The sequence below is a fragment of the Stieleria bergensis genome (assembly GCA_007745635.1).
Lineage (GTDB): Bacteria > Planctomycetota > Planctomycetia > Pirellulales > Pirellulaceae > Stieleria > Stieleria bergensis.
This window is the reverse complement of sequence record CP036272.1, coordinates 564186-581731: the sequence shown is the minus strand read 5'-3', so window position 1 is coordinate 581731 and position 17546 is coordinate 564186. Positions and strand designations below refer to the sequence as shown.

Sequence of the window (17546 nt, the reverse complement as noted above, 5' to 3'; positions counted from 1 at the left end):
CTTTCTATTCAGTAAGGGAGATCGTGGCGGGTCTGGGAACCCGAGTCACATCGACGTTTGCCGCATTGAGACAAGGTCGTTCGGAGCGAGTGATGTTGGTAACGAGGCGTCAAGCCAATTGAATCGGGAGTTCTAAATCACAGAGAGTTTTAGATCACGGGGAGCTCTTGCTGTCGACGGCGGCGCAATTTGTTGATGCCCCCATGATTTTGATCCGGAAAGTGCACTCCGTACAAGGCTTCGGCATAATCCTGAATCTGCTCTGGCGATTCAAAATACAGGTCGTAGCACCAGTCATCATCAAACTCGCATTCGTCAGTGGTGTAGTCGCGGCAGATCTGAGGTCGCGTTTGATAAATCCCACAGCGATGATCATCTCGAAGGTGTTTGCAGGTGGTATGCACCAACAAGTACCAGGCGCTACCTTCGGCAAATACCGTCGCTCGGTCGTGCAGCAAGTACCAGCGGATGTAGTCAAAGTCTTTCATCGACTTTGGTTTATCGATGGGTAAGGCAAAATAGCGACAACACTTGGCCGTACAAAGGTCGCACAACATCTGATCGCTGGGCACATCGTCACGATTGAGTCGTTTGGTCGACACGGAGCCTAAACCTGCAACTGTTTTGGGAAAAAGCCGCCCTCAGGCCGCGACTGCACGGATGGAAATTTCTGCAGATCATGACGACAATAGCCGCAATCACAAAGGAGCAATTTAATGGAAGTCGTCATCACTGCACTAGGCCCGGACAACGTGGCCCTGGCCGATCCGATCATTCACCACGTGACGTCCCAGGGTGCTCGCATCACCGAAATCCAGATGTATGACCATGACGAAGAGCAATTGTTCGCCATGTTGTGCCGAATTTCGATTGATGCCCAGCATTACGACCAACTGGATGCGGCAATGCGTCAAATTGGCGACCACACGGGGCTGGCGATTCGGGTTTGGTCCAGCCAACGGCACGCCGTCCCACGACTGGCCATCTGCTGCACCTACAGCGAATTTACCCCGCGGGCGGTCCTGCAAGCGATTCGCGATGGCTTCATTGTCGCTGAACCGTCGGTCCTGATCTCCAATCGCTCCACACTGGCTCACCTCGGCGAGGAGTTCGATGTCCCCTTCCACCAAATCGCCAACGATGGCGGGGTACCCGATGATGAACAGATGGTGCAACTGGTCGATCAGTACGACGTGGACTACGTGATTCTGGCTCGTTACATGCGGATTCTGCCGGCGAGCACCTGCTGGCAATTCGCTGGCGGACGCATCATCAACCTACATCACGGCTTGCTGCCCGGTTTCCCCGGCTTTCGCCCCTACCACGATGCCTTCGCCGCCCGCATGCTGACCTTCGGGGCCACCTGTCACTTCATCATCCCCGAACTAGATGCCGGCAACCAAACCATCAACCAACGCACCTTTAGCGTTGCTCCAGGAACGGATTTGCCAACCATCATCAAGCAGGGTGAGACCGAAAACGAACCTTCCTGCTTGGTCGAAGGAGTTCGCAGAGTGGTGGACCGTGAGGTGCAACTTCGCTTTCATCGTGTGATCGCGAGGTTGCCCGAGACCCCCTGAGATACCGGCCCATTGAGCACCATCCCAAAAGAAATGTTAAGAAATTAAGATCTCCCTGAAGCAGGCTCAACAGCCCGAACCTGCCCGCCCAAAGCACGCAGGCAGAATATCTTGCCGGATTAACCCACAAAAAGACGTGAAACTCACGTCGCTGCTATGACTTTAACGACTAGGCGAAATCTAGACACATCGAGGGTTCAATTGCACGGCGCCCCCAATGTGTCCCGACGCTAACACAGTTCTTTGAAAGGAGAGTCAGGCGACATGCGTTCGCCTGCCTCACGAACAGAATGGTCAAAGCATCTCGACAACGGATTGTCGACTTGATTGACTCGATGATTCCAGCTGCCAACACTCGCTTGGTTGGATAGTCGCTTGCTGCGAACAAAGCAGAGTGGCGACGCAACGCCGTGACACCCTCGCGACGCACCGAACGTTTGATGGCAACATTCATTGAGCAATCTTCATTGCCTTTGACCTGATCGATAGTCAATTATCACGGATGATAAAATGTCAGCTTCTCGTCAGCATCGACTTCGTCGGTGCGCGTTGGCAATAGGCGCCGTCCTCTCTTTAGGGGCTTCTCAAGTCTTTGCCGATCAACCCCAGAGCAATGATTTGGTAGAGGGTGGCCCGTTGCTGGACGCCTCGTATCCGTTGCTGTCAAGCAATGTGACCCAACCCATTCTGGCGTCCGCTGAAACGCCGACCACGGCTGAGGCGGCGCCTGACGCAGAGTATCAAGCGCTACTGGATCGGATCGAGTCTCTGGAAGCTTACAAGCTTGACCAAGAGGACGCTGCAGCAGCAAAGAAAAAGAAGTCTGCTTACAAACTCAATGGTCGAATTCACCTCGACAACTGGCTGTTTTCCAACAGCGATCCGGGGATCAATGAACTGGAAAACGGCATTGGCAACCCAGGCTTTGATCCGGAGAACCGTTGGGATTTCCGTCGCATTCGTCTGACCTGGACGGGAACGGTTCCCAACAACATGAACTACCGGATCCAGATTGACTTCCATAACCCTCAGACACCTGAGCTGAAGGACGTTTATCTGGGATTCACCGATCTACCACACAATCACACCTTTTTGATCGGTATTCAGAAGCGTCCTATCGGCTTGGACCATTTGAACAGTAGCCGTCACAACGTCTTTGCCGAACGCCCCCTAGCGGTTGAAACATTCAACGAAGACGCGCGTCGTCTGGGGATGTGTTTCTATGGGCTCAGCGACGACGAGTCGATGAACTGGAGATATGGTGCGTTCTTGTTGGAGAACATCACCTCCGATGGTGCTGCAATTGGTGACAAGGAACAGGGTGGCCTGTATGGCCGTTTCGCCGCGAGCCCCTGGTACGACGAGATCTCTGGCGGCCGTGGTTACTATCACTGGGCCATTTCCGGATCCGTCAACCAAACCGATGGTGATGGAACGACCGACGTTGACACCAATTCGAACGAAGCTCGCTTCCGGACACGTCCTGAAGCACGAAGTTCAAACCGCTGGTGGAACACCGGTCGCATTCTTGGTGCCAACCAGTACCAACAACTTGGTGTTGAATCGATGCTAAACATCGGTGCTTTCTCACTGACCGGAGAATACATCGGCAACTGGGTGCAGCGTGACGCCTCGGGTGGATTCAATGGCGACGACCTGTTCTTCCATGGCGGTTACTTGTACGGCTGTTACTTCTTGACCGGTGAGCACATTCCGCTGAAACGGTCAGCAGGAACGATCGATCGAGTCAAACCCTTCGAGAACTTCTTCTTGGTGGATCGCTGCCGCGGTGGCTGCGGGAGCGGCTGGGGAGCATTGGCACTGGCTCTGAGAGGCGATTACCTGGACCTGTCTGATTCAGACATCAACGGTGGCCAGGGTTACACCGTCACCGCTGGACTGAACTGGTACTGGACCGCCTATTCCAAGCTTCAAGTCAACTACATCACCGGTCACATTTCGGATGCGGGACAGGACGTCAACAACGCCAATTCAACGCCCTTTGGGACTCCACTGGCTGGCGACTTTGACATCTTTGGCATGCGTTACATGCTTGACTTTTAATCGGCACCAAGTCTTGATCTGACACATCGAACACTCTTTACGGAAATCTCATGATGACCTTCACAAACAATCACCTCAGGAATGGCTTGACGAGCTTGGCGTTCACGCTTGTGCTCGGCCTTTCTCTGGGCGTCACTGCCACTGCGGGTGGCCTAAAGAAATGTGATCAAACCGGCGTGCAATGCTGTCCTGTTTGCGACCACCGTTGCACCTTGGACGCAAAACCGGACACAAAAAGCAAAACCTGCTTTGAAGTAGAATCCAAAGTGATTTGTATTCCACGCGTGGTGTTTCCTTGGCAGAAACGCAAAGCGGGCTGTGCGGGATGCGATTCCTGCGATGGCAACGGCTGCACGGCCTGTGTCAACAATGGAGCTCGCCTGCGTCGCATTTGTGTCTTAAAGAAGGACAAGATCACTTGCCCCTCTTGCAAGTACACCTGGTCCGCCGAGAAAAAGGCTGGCTGCTGCGACATGCCTGTGGTCGAAACGGTGACTGCCGATTCGGCTCACCAACCGGTTTGGCAACAGGCCACCGCGTCTGAACAGGCGGTGTTGACCCAACGGCGCTTGCTGCCTCCACGTCCAACAGTGGCCGCCCAGTAGCGAGAGCACTTGCCAGCACGCAAACCAGCTGCTGGCAGGACGCAACGCACACTCCCCAGGCAGACCGCCCTCCCCGGCGGCTGCCTGATCACACGCGGACTCACGTGTGTCTCCTACAACGGTTTCCAACGACAGTATACTGTTAGCAGTCACTGGCTCCACTGTCCTTCAAGGAAACGTCTTGCATCAATCGGCTCGCAGCGATTCGAAACCTCAACCGTTACACGTTCATGCCGAGCTTGCCCTTCTAACTGCGGGGACCATTGGAGCTCTGCTTGGTTATGCGGTAACCGTTGTTGCTGCACGTAACCTTGGCCCAGAGTTCTTCAACCGGTTCATTCTGACCATTACGCTTCTGGGCGTTGCCAGCAACCTGACCGAAGCAGGTGTGGGCAAGTATGGGTTGAAAATCCTGCCGGCTTACAAGGCCGAAGAAGCATGGGGTTTCTACGCCGGCTACTGGCGATTTGGGATCGCTGTTTGCGCGATCGCGAGCTTATCGATCAGCAATCTGCTGGTCCTGAATGTGTATTTAAAGTCACACCAGTCGATCGCATCAGAAACGGTGTTTATTGGCGAACTGTGCCTACCGATCATCGCGTTATCAGGTGTTCTGTCCGAATACCTGATGGCTGCTGGACGAGCGGTGATCGCGACCGTCACGATTCGTGTGATTGCACCTCTGACGACCTTGATCGGGCTAGAACTCTTGCCCTATCTGTTTGAACAACCCACCGCCCCACAAGCGATCACTTGTTACGTGATTGGCTCCGTCATCGCGTCAACGATCTGCTTGCCGCTCTTTCTTAAACGGATCCCCCAACAGGCCAAGGAAGCCAAGCCTGTTTACCGTGGGGGCAGGTGGCTGTTTTCCTGTATCTCATTTGCAACGTTTGGCTTTTTGATGGCCTGGCTGCTGCAGATGAATCTGGTCATCGCCGGGATCATTGATGTCCCCGAAGACCAAGTGGCGCACTTGGCCGCGGCGATGCAATCCGGTTGCCTCGTGATGCTGGTCGCCAAGTCGACAGACAAATACTTTCAGCCACAACTGTCCAAGCTGATTACCAAAAAGCAATGGCAAGAAAGCATTGGACTGAGAAACCAACGCCACCAATTTGTTGCGCTTGGCAACCTTCTGTTTTTGGGCATCATCGCCTTCTTCGGACGCAACATTCTCTCGATCTACGGACCAGGGTATGTCGATGCTTATCCGACGCTGTGCTGGATCGCGGTGGGCGCCTGCTTTTGGACGCAATTTTCCATGGCACCAGCGTTTCTCAACTTCATCGGCCTCACACGATGGGTCAACACAATCATTGCGATCACGGCGGTGGCCATGACCGGGCTGACGGCCTGGCTGTGTCCGACCATGGGCATTCGTGGCGCCGGCATTGCCTTCACTGTCACCGTTGCACCACTCGCGGTGGGCTTCGCACTGTGGGCCAACCTGCTTGTGTTTCGCAAATCTGAACGACTCGCGCGATTGGATTACTTGGAGAGTTGAACCAGGTAATCCAACAGCGACGCCAAGTCTTTCACCGAATAGGTTTTTAACAAACCATCGGGCATCACCGACGTCTTAAGTTGCTTGCGCACTTCGATGTCCTCTTTGCTGATCACATGATCCTTGGCCTGAGCGTCCCGAATCGTGACTTGCTCGGCTTGTTCGTCGGTCACAAATCCCGTGATGACTTCTCCGTCAATGGTCAACACCTGCGTTGTTGCAAAGCCCTGTGCGATGGTCTTGCTGGGGATCAAGATCGCTTCGGCTAGCTGAGCGCGTTTGTAGGTCTTGGCAATGTTGCCCAGATAGGGCCCTTGTTGCGGACCCGACTTGCTAACCGTATGACAGCTCACACACGAAGCTTGCTTAAACAGCTCTTTGCCAAGCTGAACATCACCCGGCATCTCAGCGACCATTGCCAACGCATCGGCAACACTTAACGTTCCAATCTTGGGCGAATCATCTTGCATTCGCTTGACCAAATCCAACTGCTTGACGGCTTGGCCAGCCACTCGTTTTAGATCCGCATTTTCAGTCGACTGATACAGCGACCAAATCTTGCCATCGAGCAGATGATGACGCCATTGGCCAGCGACTTTGATCAGCTGTGACTGTACTGAGGCGTCTTGCCAAGCCGATTCAATGGCGTCTTCAGCAAGCTCCAAAGCTTCAGGACTGGCGTTGCCGGTCCCAGCGACTTGCAAGATCATTGCCCAACACCAATCACTTTCTGCTGTGCCTAACTTGGGCTGATCCGAACCCAACATCTGGATCAAGACGCCGACCTGATTCTGAACCAGCGCCGACTCCAATGCGACTTTCTGTGCCCGGCCGTACTGTCCACGCATCGATCGGTCAGATTGCATGCGAGCGAGTGCCTGCACCAGCGTTTTAATCGCGGCAGGCTGATTCATTCGGCTAAGCGCTTCCACGCAGTGCAGCAAAGACTGGCCGTCAATCTTGGGTTGCTTGATCGCATTTTCCAAAACAGACATCGACTCAGCTGGCAACTCTTTAGCCGCGGCGATCTGCTTGAACGCCTGAGGCATCAACCTCGCATCGACCAAGGCGAGCTGCAGCAGACGCTGCAATCCTTGACTGGATTCCATGCGGTTGCGATTCATTGTGGCGACCATCGCCGCTGCATCCGCTGCCTGTGCTTCGCCCAGCTGGCGTTGCAAGAAGGCCCGGATGCGATCGGTTTGCTCCCATGCGATCGGCTGGTAGTAAGGTCCGCGTGTATCAGGACGCGTGCCCCATGAGTCTCCGTTCCACTTGGCTTCGCGAAAATTCAAACGACAGATCGCAGCAAACAGAGCTTGGCGATCGAACGTGGCGGTCGCCGACTCGTAGCGCTGCATCAGTCCGCTGACAACATCCTCTCGATGAATCATCGCCAGCGCCCGCAAGGCGGCTTGCTTGACCGCATCGCTGGAGGCACTATCGAGCACTGCGAAAGCCTGCTCGGCAGAGCCACGTTTGCCCAGTTGTTGAATCGCGACGTGCACAACGATCGGATCGGCATGCGATAAAGCCTTGGCACATCGCGACGCGTCTTCGGTGGTCTGCAACTCCTCGACCAAGTTTCGTTCAGCGGTGCGCTGCGACTTGACTCGATTCAGCAGATCGGCGGCTCGTGCATCCTTGCGACGACTGAGTTCACGCTGTGCTGCTAGGCGGCGTCGATAACTAGGATCGGCATACAAGGCAACCAATTGATCACTGGAAAGCGAAGCGAAATCAGGCAACTCTCTTTGCGGTGCATCAACCGGCTGAACACAGACGATGTAGCCAACATCCGGTCCCTGCCACTTAAAGGTCGCACCTTTCCAGCTCGCACAGAACAAGCGACTCTGACCGTCAACATCAGCATCCGTCGGCCGCGTCATCCGCACCAGTGGCTGAGGCTTTTGAGTTTCCTCGAAAGTTGCTCCCTTGGGCTGAACACTGTGATGCCAGATAGCACCTGTCCCCCAATCCGCTGTCAACGGCGCGTCGTTATAAATTCCAAACCCTGGTTCGTCCACGTAAACCGCGCCACAACCTGAACCGCCGCCGTAATCAGCGAGCGGCACAATGCACTCATCAGCAAAGTTCTTGTACAGCCGTGGGTAGCCATGGTCATCGCTGCCGGTAAAGTGATGAAACCGAACGTCCCAGCCACCGCCGTCATTGGTATTATCCCGAGCAAACATGTCGAGTCGAGGACTGATCGCGACTTCAAGAATGTTTCGCGTGCCGGTCGAGTACAGTTCCAAGCCCGTGCCATCGGGCCGAACTCGAATCACCCCTCCACCGCGATGTGTCAGTTTGCGACCATCGGTTCCAGTGGCATCGATGAAACCAAAGTCACCGCCAGCGACATACAACCAACCATCCGGTCCCATCGACAGTCCGTTGGTGGTGTGATCTGCCGGTCGCTTGTCATAACCAAAGGCCAAGTCGCGAACCAGAATGCGTTGCTCATCGGAGACTCCATCTTTGTCATGATCAATGAACACCGACAGGTGTGGCGGGTGCATGAGATACAATCGATCGTGATCCCAAACCAAACCTCTTGGAGCATCGATTTCACAGAACACTTTCGTTTCATCCGCTCGGCCATCACCATCCAGATCACGCAACCGAATCACACGTCCGCGTCCCGGGTCACGGCCCAGTGAACCGTTCCCATCAGAACTGACAAACACGGTGCCATCAGGAGCAGCGGCAACAAAGACGGGATAATTCACAGCCGGTGGAGCAGCAAACAGCGTGGCCTTGAACCCATCGGGCACACGCACGTCTTTCAGAATGCCAGCCTCACGCTGAGCAGTCATGGGCTCGATCGTCGGTGGAATGTTCCCCGAGGTCTTGTAAGGATCGGCAAGTTTCGGTGCAAAGGTTTTACCGACTCCCTTGGCGACACTGGGCCACAAGACACTGAACTGATCACCACCGAGAGACACCTGACGGATGCTGCACCATGCCCCGGGGTTGCCACCCAGTCCGTTGATTCGCATGAACTTCACCGGTCCGGTCAACGTCAACGGGCGGGGCTGATTGCCAGCCTTCTGATTCTTCGATGCGTCTAACAACGTCTGCCAGGTTTTCCCATCAGCAGACCCCTCGACCGTATAAGCATACAGACGATCAGCAAATTCCCAATCAATTGAGATCGTTTCGGGCTTGCGCGGTTGTTCGAATTCCCATGCCAACCACTGTGGGAAACCGCCTCCGTTGGCACACCAACGTGTTTCCAGATCATTATCAAACGCGTTCTCTGGATCGTTACCGCTTTGCACCGAACTGGCCGAGGCAACCACCAACGTCGCTCCCTTGGGCATCACACCTCGTTTCTTGACCGCAGCTTCTGCCTTGCTGATAAAGGAAACCTTGTTCACTCCTTTAAACGGTGTCAGGTACTGATCATTCAGCTGATCACATGACCACAACAGCCCACGGGTGACTAAATCTAAGTAACGACCGTCAGCGACCGTCGCCGTGTTGTGCCCCAAGGTGGTGCTAAAGCTTCTGGCAAAGCCGGGCACTTGATTCGTCCAAGCCACAACGGCTTTGTCAGTGATGGTTTTCCCGTTGCGATCAAACTGCTGGACGCCTGTCATCAACGGGTGCGCTGTTTCAAAGACTTTGACATTATTGTAAAGCTCTTCGTTGCCGGTCTTCCAATCCACCAAGGGCTCGGTGATGGGGTGAGTCGGATCAACCCGGTTGATTTGGATCGGTTGCTGTGGCCCGTGACTGGTGGACTGCAAGCCAAGGTGTTTGAACCACAGATCTGTGCCAGTGCGAAAACTGTGCATGGCACAATGCAAATGCACCGCAGGAATCTTGCGATGCACCTCTAAAATGCGATTCACGATCGCCATGTCTTTGTTCGATGCTGCGCATTCATCATGAATGATCACATCGTAACCCTCGGCCCATTTTTCATCCTCAAACAACATCAAGGGCGGATTGGTACTGCCATCATCGGTCCAGTAAACATCCACCTGCACATTGGCACGCGATTGGATGCCCTTGGCCAGCACCAGATGTTGGCCGCTATAGTCATGACAGCAACCACCGGCAATCAGCAGTGCGCGGAGCGGCTTTTGCGCCTGAACCACAGCCACAGGCCCAAAGCAAAGGGCAAGAGAAACAAACGCTGTACAAAGTGAAGCAAGCCGAGCAGCCATCATCTGCATTCCATTGAATCGGAGAGACAGGGCAAAATGATCAGGAAACGTCGCGGTAGTTTAATTCGCGTGGATTGAAATGGGTATTGCAAAGCAAACGATCATCGCCGTCGCACGTCGGTGGTACGTCATGAACAGGAAATCACGAACAACCCGACACGCCAGGGGATCGTCAGAGAAGTTTGTGTCGGACCGGTCAAGGCAACCTGGGTGTCGCGTTGACGACGGCAAAGAGACTGCTGTCCGGGTGAGGATGAGGCCACTGACGACCAACCGCCACTAAAGACGATCGCCAAAGAAGTCCAGCAGCGCTTGGTTGAGCTGGCCACTCAGGAAGGTGGTCATGTGCCCGTGATTGGGTAACGTGATCAAGGTCACATCAATCCCTGCACGCTTGCACTGACCGGCGAACGATACCGTTTGCTTGCAACTGACCAACAGGTCGCTTTCCCCCTGCACGAGACAAATCGGTGGATCCTGCATCGATGTAAACTCAGCCGGCGAGGCCAGTCGATATTGCTCGGGGACCTGCTGACGGGTCCCGCCAAGAAAAAATTGGTAAAACGTTCCACGCTCGGGAACCTGCCGAAAATCAGTCGGCGGGCCACCTGCCAGAACCGCCTGAATCCTGGGCAACTGGCCCCAGCGTGGATCAGCTGGCTGCCACAAACTGGTCTTCTGCACCACTGCGGCTGGCTCATCTTGCAAACACCCCAGCAACGAGACCAAATGAGCCCCAGCGGAATAGCCATACAAGCCCACGCGATCGACGTCCAACTGGTACCGCCCCGCGTTTGCTTTCAACCAGCACAACGCCAACCGTAAATCATCCAAATGCGACGGAAACTTGACGCCGGGCGAAAGTCGATAGTTGATGTTTAGCGCCGCATAACCGTTGGCCGCTAAGTGCCGGGCATGGCGCTCCATGTTCCACTTGTCCCCGGCAACCCATGCACCGCCGTGCACCAAAACGACAACAGGAAAGCTGCTCTTTTTCTTGTCCGCTTTGGCGGCCGCAGCACTGTCCTGGCCAGCAATGATCGATTCAACAGGCAAGAATAAATCACAGCGCTGCTCACGGTTTTGTTGCGCTGGCGGATCCTGCTGAGTGGTTTCATCGGCACGATCCCGCTGATTGGGCACGCGGGTGTAGTCCAAGTTTGCCAGCTTCTTGACCGACCACGTTTTGGCAGGCGTCTCCGGCCTCTGCTTTTCCTTTTCCTTTTCCTTCGCCTTTGCCGCCGCAGGCGGAGGAGACGGATCATCTGCACTGAGCGTTGTGTCTGGCGAGCTTGCACCGGTCTGCTGGGGATCACCGGTTTGCTGGGGATCACCGGTCTGCTGGGAATCAGCAGATTGACTGATCTCTTGAGCGCTTCCCAGCGGAGCAAACGGACTCGAAATGGAAACGATTCCAGTCAAGCAGGCGTGAATGAGCCACTGTTTCATCTGCAAAAACTCTCTCAAAGTCATCGAAGGACGCAACTAACCGGAACAAAACCCGACTTATGGGACGACTTTCGGACCTCTCGGGGAAACTTCGCCGCAACAACTTGGGGTCTAGCCACCCTGCCTTATACTACCGCATCGTGACCTTTGGATTCACGTTTTCGCAAGAAATTCCCAGCTGCCCTCCCCAGCAGCAGCCCCTTGAATCCGGGCTTTCCATCAGCCCATCCCAAACTCCCAACTCCCTGATAAGTGCTATGTCAGACAGCGAAACCACCAATGACTTTCCGCTAGATCCGGTCAGCGAGGCCGTTGAGGCGATCCAACGAGGGGAAGTCGTCATCGTCGTGGATGCTGAGGATCGCGAGAACGAAGGCGATTTCATTTGCGCCGCCGAGAAAGCGACGACGGAGACGATCAACTTTATTCTGGGTGGTCGCGGACAGCTGTGCGTCTCCATCCTGCCGGAGGTCGGCGAACGGCTCAAGCTGCAACCGGTGGTCAGTGACAACAACGCTCCGCTGCGAACCGCATTCGTCACTCCGGTTGACATTGCGACGGCAAAGACAGGGATCACTGCTTCCGAACGTAGCGAAACCATCATTCGCATCGCTGACCCCGAAGTCCAAGCCGAAGACTTTGTGCGCCCCGGGCATGTCTATCCACTGATTGCAAAACCGGGCGGAGTGTTGCGGCGGGCCGGTCACACCGAAGCGGCTGTTGACCTGGCTCGCATGGCAGGCCTGCAACCGGCTGGCGTGCTTTGCGAGATCCTGAATGAAGACGGTGATCGAGCATCGCGCGATCAACTGATCGCCATCGCCAAGAAAAACAATCTCAAGATCATCAGCATTGAACATCTGATCGCACACCGCCGCGTGAGCGAAAAACTGGTCAGCCGTGCCGCTGAATCAAAGCTGCCCACCAAGTACGGTGATTTCCAGGTCATCGTGTACTCGGTTGATTTTGAAGCTCAAGAGCCCATCGCATTGACCTTTGGTGACTTGACCGATCCCAACACCAGCAAGCCACCACTGGTTCGCATGCACAGCAGTTGCTTTACCGGTGACTTGATCTCGTCCCTGCGCTGCGATTGTGGTGACCAGCTTCACATGGCTTTGCAAATGATCGCCGACGAAGGCCGCGGCGCATTGGTTTACTTGCCTCAAGAGGGACGCGGGATTGGACTCGCCCAAAAGATCAAAGCCTATGCCTTGCAAGATGAAGGGCTGGACACTGTCGAAGCCAACCACGCCCTGGGCTTTAAAGCCGACATGCGAGACTACGGAGTCGGACTGCAGATTCTGAAAGACCTCGGGATCAGTGAAGTTCGCCTGCTGACGAACAATCCCAAAAAGCAACAGGCCTTCAATCTGCGCGGCTTCGATTTGAATCTGGTTGACCAAGTTCCCATCGTGCCACCTGTCAACCAGCACAACAAACACTACCTGGAAACCAAACGCGAAAAGATGGGGCACTCCCTGCCAGAACTGGAATAAGGTTAGAATCGGATCATGCACCAGATTCCCCAAAAACCAGATTGGCTCAACCAGGTCACCATTGTCGGCGTCGGATTGCTGGGCGGTAGTGTCGGCATGTCACTGCGACGCTGCGGCGTGACTGTTCATGGCTATAGCCGGCGACCGGAGAGCTGTGACATCGCGATTCGCGTCGGAGCGATCAATCGAGGCTTTGCTGATTTATCCGAAGCCTGTGACGACAGCGATGTCATTGTGATTGCCAGTCCCGTCGATCGCATTGCTCCGCTAAGCAGTCAGGTCGCCGAGTTCACCAAGCCGGAATCTGTCATCACCGATGTTGGCAGCACCAAAGCCATGATCGTTGATCAAGTCAATCAAGATCCGCAGGTGGCCAAGCGCTTCGTAGCCGCGCATCCCATTGCTGGTTCAGAAAAATCTGGCGTCGAATATGCCTCCGCCACTCTGTTTGATGGCAAGTGCATCATCATCACGCCTGATGACAACACCTCCCAGGAGCATCTCAGCCGGGCCGAACAGTTTTGGCAACTGGTCGGTGGACGGACGGTCAACCTCTCACCGGCAGAACATGACAATTGCCTCGCTTCGGTCAGCCATCTGCCGCACTTGGTTTCCTCGCTGCTGGCCAGCAACACCGATCCCAAAAGCGCACCGCTAGTCGGTAGCGGCTGGAAAGACATGACTCGCGTGGCGGCGGGTGACCCGGAGATGTGGACTGCGATTTGCCAACACAATCGCCCTGCCATCCTGGACCAGCTGGATGCGTTTTCCAATCATCTTCAGCAGCTACGAGACCTTCTCGCCAGCGGCGATGATGAAAAGCTGCAAGCCTGGCTGCAGAAAGCCAAGGAAACCAAGCAGCAGATCGGATAGCGAACCTGCCACCCCAAGACATTCTGGACAGGCAATTCATCGCGCCGATCGCTCGCGGCAACCCCAATCGGGCACCGAGACGGATTGCGGTTTCGCGTCGCCGGGCAAATCCGGATACAATCAGCTGACGACGTTGGGGTGCGGCACTGCCCTCGCACTACTGACCTGGCCTCGCACTGGCCTGGCCCTGTTTGAGCGATTCTCTCTTTCGGCAGCTCATTCGGCAGCTCATTCGAGTCCCCATCCGCATTCCTAGTGGATCCCTTCCGATGAAGCTTAACAACCTTGCGCGAGTCCGTGCGTTAGCCAGTGCGCTAATGCTTTTGACCTGGAGCCTATGCGGTTGCGAAAAGATTCCTCAGCAGCCCTCGGCCGAAACCAACGCCCATTTAAGTGCCATTGAACTGGCCGGCCGGAAAGCTCCCAACGAATTGGCTCAACTGCAAACACAAGACTGCGTCCCCCGCTTGATCAGCGTTTCACCCGATCGAAGACTGGCCGTCGGCAGCACGTTCATTACCGAAACGATTGTTTATGATGTTCAGCAAGGCCTTCCGGTCAAGCGCTGGCCCACGGTCAACAACGCCTTGTCATTCAGTGCGAACTCCAAGCGTTTGCTGCGCGTTTACGGTGATCAGATTTCAGTCTATGACACCGACGACATGGCACGGATTCAAACCTGGACAGCCAATCCTAAACTGCCCACCCAACGCACCAGTCCGCTGTATCTCATGGCGGCGATCAGCCCCGAGGGACAGCACCTCCTTGTTGCCAACAAAGATCAGTGTTTTCACGCAGACTCCGAAGCTGCCTACATTCTCTTGCAGGTCGACAACCCTGAATCACGCATCGAAGTTCAAACCCCATTGCCCAAGGATGATCAAGAACCGCCACATTTTGAGTTTGTGGGTTCAGAAAATCGCTTGGTGTTCCACGGCATCCAAGCCGGCCAAAAGACGTCGCTGTTGTTTGACTTGCAGTCCCAAAAGACACTTTACTCGACGACCGGAGAACGAACGCTTCGGCTCGCTGCCGAGGCTGAACTGATCGCTTCAGCACAGGTCACACAGCGCGAGTCCATGTCCGAACTCGAAGCGTCTCCAGGCCAGATCGACATTGTTGATCTAAACAGTGGAAACGTGATCAAGGAGATTCCGCTCAACGGCATTTTGCGAGACTTTGACATCACGGATTCCGGTGCCGAAGTGATCGCTGCCGTTCAACAGAGCGATGCCAAAGCACCACCCAAACAGATTGATGTCCCCCAAGACAGCACAGGCCGACTGACGACCTTGCAACGTTTTAAGCCCTCGACCGGCGAAATGATTGGCGAGTCAAGCGAGCTTGAAATGCCCGTTTGTGCGATCCGTTACACGCGTTCGGGTTTAGCTTGTTTCGTTGGCATGGAATACCCCAATGGTTATGAGGACGAACTGTCAGCCAAACTGGGCGCGGTCCAGATTCCCGGTGGCAAACAGGTCAATGACAAGCCGACGATGACCAAACTTGCCGGTGACTATTTGGCCCGAGGAAATCGCATCGGTGGCGCTCAATCACCAGGGATTCTCGAAACCGTCAAAGATCAATTCCTGGCAACCGACCACGCCATTTGGTCCGCCTCGAAACAACCCTTTCGGGCTTACGAAGTTGCCTTTGCTCCCACCGGCAATCTGTGCTGGTTTAGTGACACGCTGACGAACCTGGCCACGGGCAACCAACGACTGATCACCGACCTGCAGGATGTTCAGTTCCTTGCCGATGGCGAGCATGTCTTTGCACGCACCTCCAACAGCCCTCTGATCATTTCCATCACCAAGGGCACAACGGTCTGGCGCAGTGATTTCGATACATTCATCTGGCCCCAGCAGTCCGTCTGTACGCTCGACGGTCGCTTCATCGCGTCAATCATTCGGCCAAGCGGTTTGCCAAACCAGCCACCGAAAACCCGCCTGCTGCTTGTCGATCGTCAGGATCAAGACCACCCACTTTGGCAGGAGTGCGATGCCCAGCGACTGTGTTTTAGCAAGGATGGAAAAAGCCTGTTCGCCGTCGGCAAACGACACGTGCAGCAACTGAGCCTGCCGGACGGTGAACTGGTTCAAGAAATTACCATTCCAGAACTGGAACCGCGGGATGTCGCCGTGCACCCCAACGGCAGACAACTGTTTATCGCCGGACAGTCGACTGCCCCAAAACTGTATTTTCGCGGCAGTGCTCGCACGGGCATGCTGGTCCAAGTGAATCTGACCGGCAACCAAGCCAGCACGCTTCAGACCATCAAAGCTCCGATGAACGCGGTCGCAATCTCGCCTGACGGATCCCATCTAAACGCAGCCAACCAAGCTCAGGAATCGGTGCCAGGTTCGATCTGGCAATGGAACCTTGACAGCAATGGGCAGCCCTTGCAACGCGACAACCCCGCGGTGCTCTTAGAAAGCCCGTATGGCATCAATGATTTGGCATTCAGCCCGGACAGCAAACAACTCCTGATTGCTGCCGGCAACGGAGCAAGGCTGTGGAACCTCCAGACAACAAACGAAACAGAAATGGCGTCGAAGCAACGGAAACTTGCCAAGCATTTTCAGATCGTTGAATACGGCAACTCCTGGACAGGGCAAATTCGACGTGCCAATGGCTCGAAGGCAACACTGCTAGACAAACCAGAAACCCCTGACGTGACAAGCAACAAGGCATCAACGAAGCTCATTGATTCCCAAGCGGATGCGAACTGGCCGTCGTTGGACCTGGGGACGCCGACGAACAATCGTCGCAGTGGGAACGTCAGTGAAATCGAACGCTGGCTGGCTAACGGAACCAAGCATCCCAGCAGCAAACCCGTCGCATGGAATCGATCCGAACTGGCTCAGTTGTTAGAACGCTACGAGCTTGGCCCTCGTAGCCAGGACTGGAAAACGCGACTCGCCTACGAATCATTCGGTCGAGAACGACATCATGTGCTGTTTGATGATCAGTGGAAACCGATCTTCAAATTCCCAAGGGTGGACAATGACTACCATGGCACACTTTCTGCATCGGGAAATCACGTGGCTCTGGCCCTGCCTCGCCAAATCACTGGCTTGGATGACAACGTGCTTAAGATTCAGCTTTGGGAGACGGAAACCCAACAGCCTCGCTGGACAGCAGAGGTGATCGGCACCCATGTCAGCGGCTTAGAAATCGATGCTCTGGATCGCTACGTTAAAGTCAATGACAACGGCGGTGCGGTTGTTGTCTTGGACTTAATGACTGGCCAGCAGCTCGGTCGCTATCCCACGGGTCGAGCATCGAACTTAATCTCACGGCTGTCACCCGACGCCAAGCTCGTCGCCGTTGCCAGCCGTGGCAATTCCGGTGTCCGCTTGCTGGATCCACAGACCATGCAACAGCAAGCCATCATCCCCACGCCCAGTCGAACGCTTTGGATGCAGTGGCTCCCTGAATCAGGCCATCTGGTCATCGGTCAGGCCTACGGCAGATCGATGTCATTGGCAACGTGCTGGGATGTCAGTAATGCAACCACACGATGGAGCAAACTGGTTCCCAACGCTCAAGAAGTCGACCTGGATCAAGCGGGCCGGTGGATGCTTGTGCACCATCAGGGACAGACCTCCGCAAGCGTGTTGTTAAACACCGATAACGGTCAAATCCACGCCGTGTTCGCCCCCACGCGTCTCAAAGCATCCCAGCGGTTGGTGCTCTCGAAATCAGGTGGCAAGGTTTATCAAACTGACCCCAGCGAGTTGCAGCTGTGGCCGCCGGTTGATGAACGCCAACCAGACTAACAGCGCCCG

Annotated in this window: 10 protein-coding genes; 7 read left to right on the top strand and 3 right to left on the bottom strand. The window is 55.1% G+C overall.

Features of this window, described 5'->3' with window-relative positions; all coding sequences use genetic code 11:
- Nucleotides 1-149 precede the first annotated feature (149 nt).
- Complete coding sequence (locus SV7mr_RS01850) at nt 150-602, bottom strand: YkgJ family cysteine cluster protein (protein ID WP_419187974.1); 453 nt, start codon at nt 600-602, stop codon at nt 150-152.
- Between the two features lie 114 nt (nt 603-716).
- Between SV7mr_RS01850 and SV7mr_RS01845 the strand changes: the two genes are divergently transcribed.
- The 4 genes from SV7mr_RS01845 to SV7mr_RS01830 all read left to right on the top strand — a co-directional run bounded on the left by SV7mr_RS01845 (nt 717) and on the right by SV7mr_RS01830 (nt 5756).
- Nucleotides 717-1580 carry a formyltransferase family protein gene (locus tag SV7mr_RS01845; RefSeq protein ID WP_145268686.1) on the top strand — a complete coding sequence of 288 codons (864 nt, stop codon included), beginning with the start codon at nt 717-719 and terminating at the stop codon, nt 1578-1580.
- A 510-nt stretch (nt 1581-2090) separates the two neighbouring features.
- Nucleotides 2091-3644, top strand: a complete 1554-nt coding sequence (locus tag SV7mr_RS01840; protein ID WP_145268683.1) for an OprO/OprP family phosphate-selective porin — start codon at nt 2091-2093, stop codon at nt 3642-3644.
- 50 nt (nt 3645-3694) lie between these two features.
- Nucleotides 3695-4249 (top strand): hypothetical protein, encoded by a 555-nt coding sequence (locus SV7mr_RS01835; RefSeq protein ID WP_145268681.1) that lies wholly within the window; start codon nt 3695-3697, stop codon nt 4247-4249.
- 106 nt (nt 4250-4355) lie between these two features.
- A complete protein-coding gene (locus SV7mr_RS01830; protein WP_419187972.1) occupies nt 4356-5756 on the top strand; it encodes a lipopolysaccharide biosynthesis protein in 1401 nt (466 codons plus the stop codon).
- Here SV7mr_RS01830 and SV7mr_RS01825 read toward each other — a convergent pair.
- Both SV7mr_RS01825 and SV7mr_RS01820 read right to left on the bottom strand, forming a co-directional pair.
- Nucleotides 5741-9937 carry a DUF7133 domain-containing protein gene (locus tag SV7mr_RS01825; RefSeq protein ID WP_419187971.1) on the bottom strand — a complete coding sequence of 1399 codons (4197 nt, stop codon included), beginning with the start codon at nt 9935-9937 and terminating at the stop codon, nt 5741-5743. The genes SV7mr_RS01830 and SV7mr_RS01825 overlap by 16 nt on opposite strands.
- 276 nt (nt 9938-10213) lie before the next feature.
- Nucleotides 10214-11383 (bottom strand): alpha/beta hydrolase, encoded by a 1170-nt coding sequence (locus tag SV7mr_RS01820; protein WP_419187970.1) that lies wholly within the window; start codon nt 11381-11383, stop codon nt 10214-10216.
- Nucleotides 11384-11640: 257 nt separating this feature from the next.
- Here SV7mr_RS01820 and ribA point away from each other — a divergent pair, with 257 nt between their 5' ends.
- The 3 genes from ribA (at nt 11641) to SV7mr_RS01805 (ending at nt 17537) form a co-directional block, all read left to right on the top strand.
- On the top strand, nt 11641-12882 hold the full coding sequence (gene ribA / locus SV7mr_RS01815; RefSeq protein ID WP_145268675.1) for a GTP cyclohydrolase II: 1242 nt from the start codon (nt 11641-11643) through the stop codon (nt 12880-12882).
- A gap of 15 nt (nt 12883-12897) precedes the next feature.
- A complete protein-coding gene (locus SV7mr_RS01810; protein WP_145268673.1) occupies nt 12898-13755 on the top strand; it encodes a prephenate dehydrogenase in 858 nt (285 codons plus the stop codon).
- A 269-nt stretch (nt 13756-14024) separates the two neighbouring features.
- Nucleotides 14025-17537 (top strand): WD40 repeat domain-containing protein, encoded by a 3513-nt coding sequence (locus SV7mr_RS01805; protein WP_145268672.1) that lies wholly within the window; start codon nt 14025-14027, stop codon nt 17535-17537.
- The last annotated feature ends 9 nt before the right edge of the window (nt 17538-17546 follow it).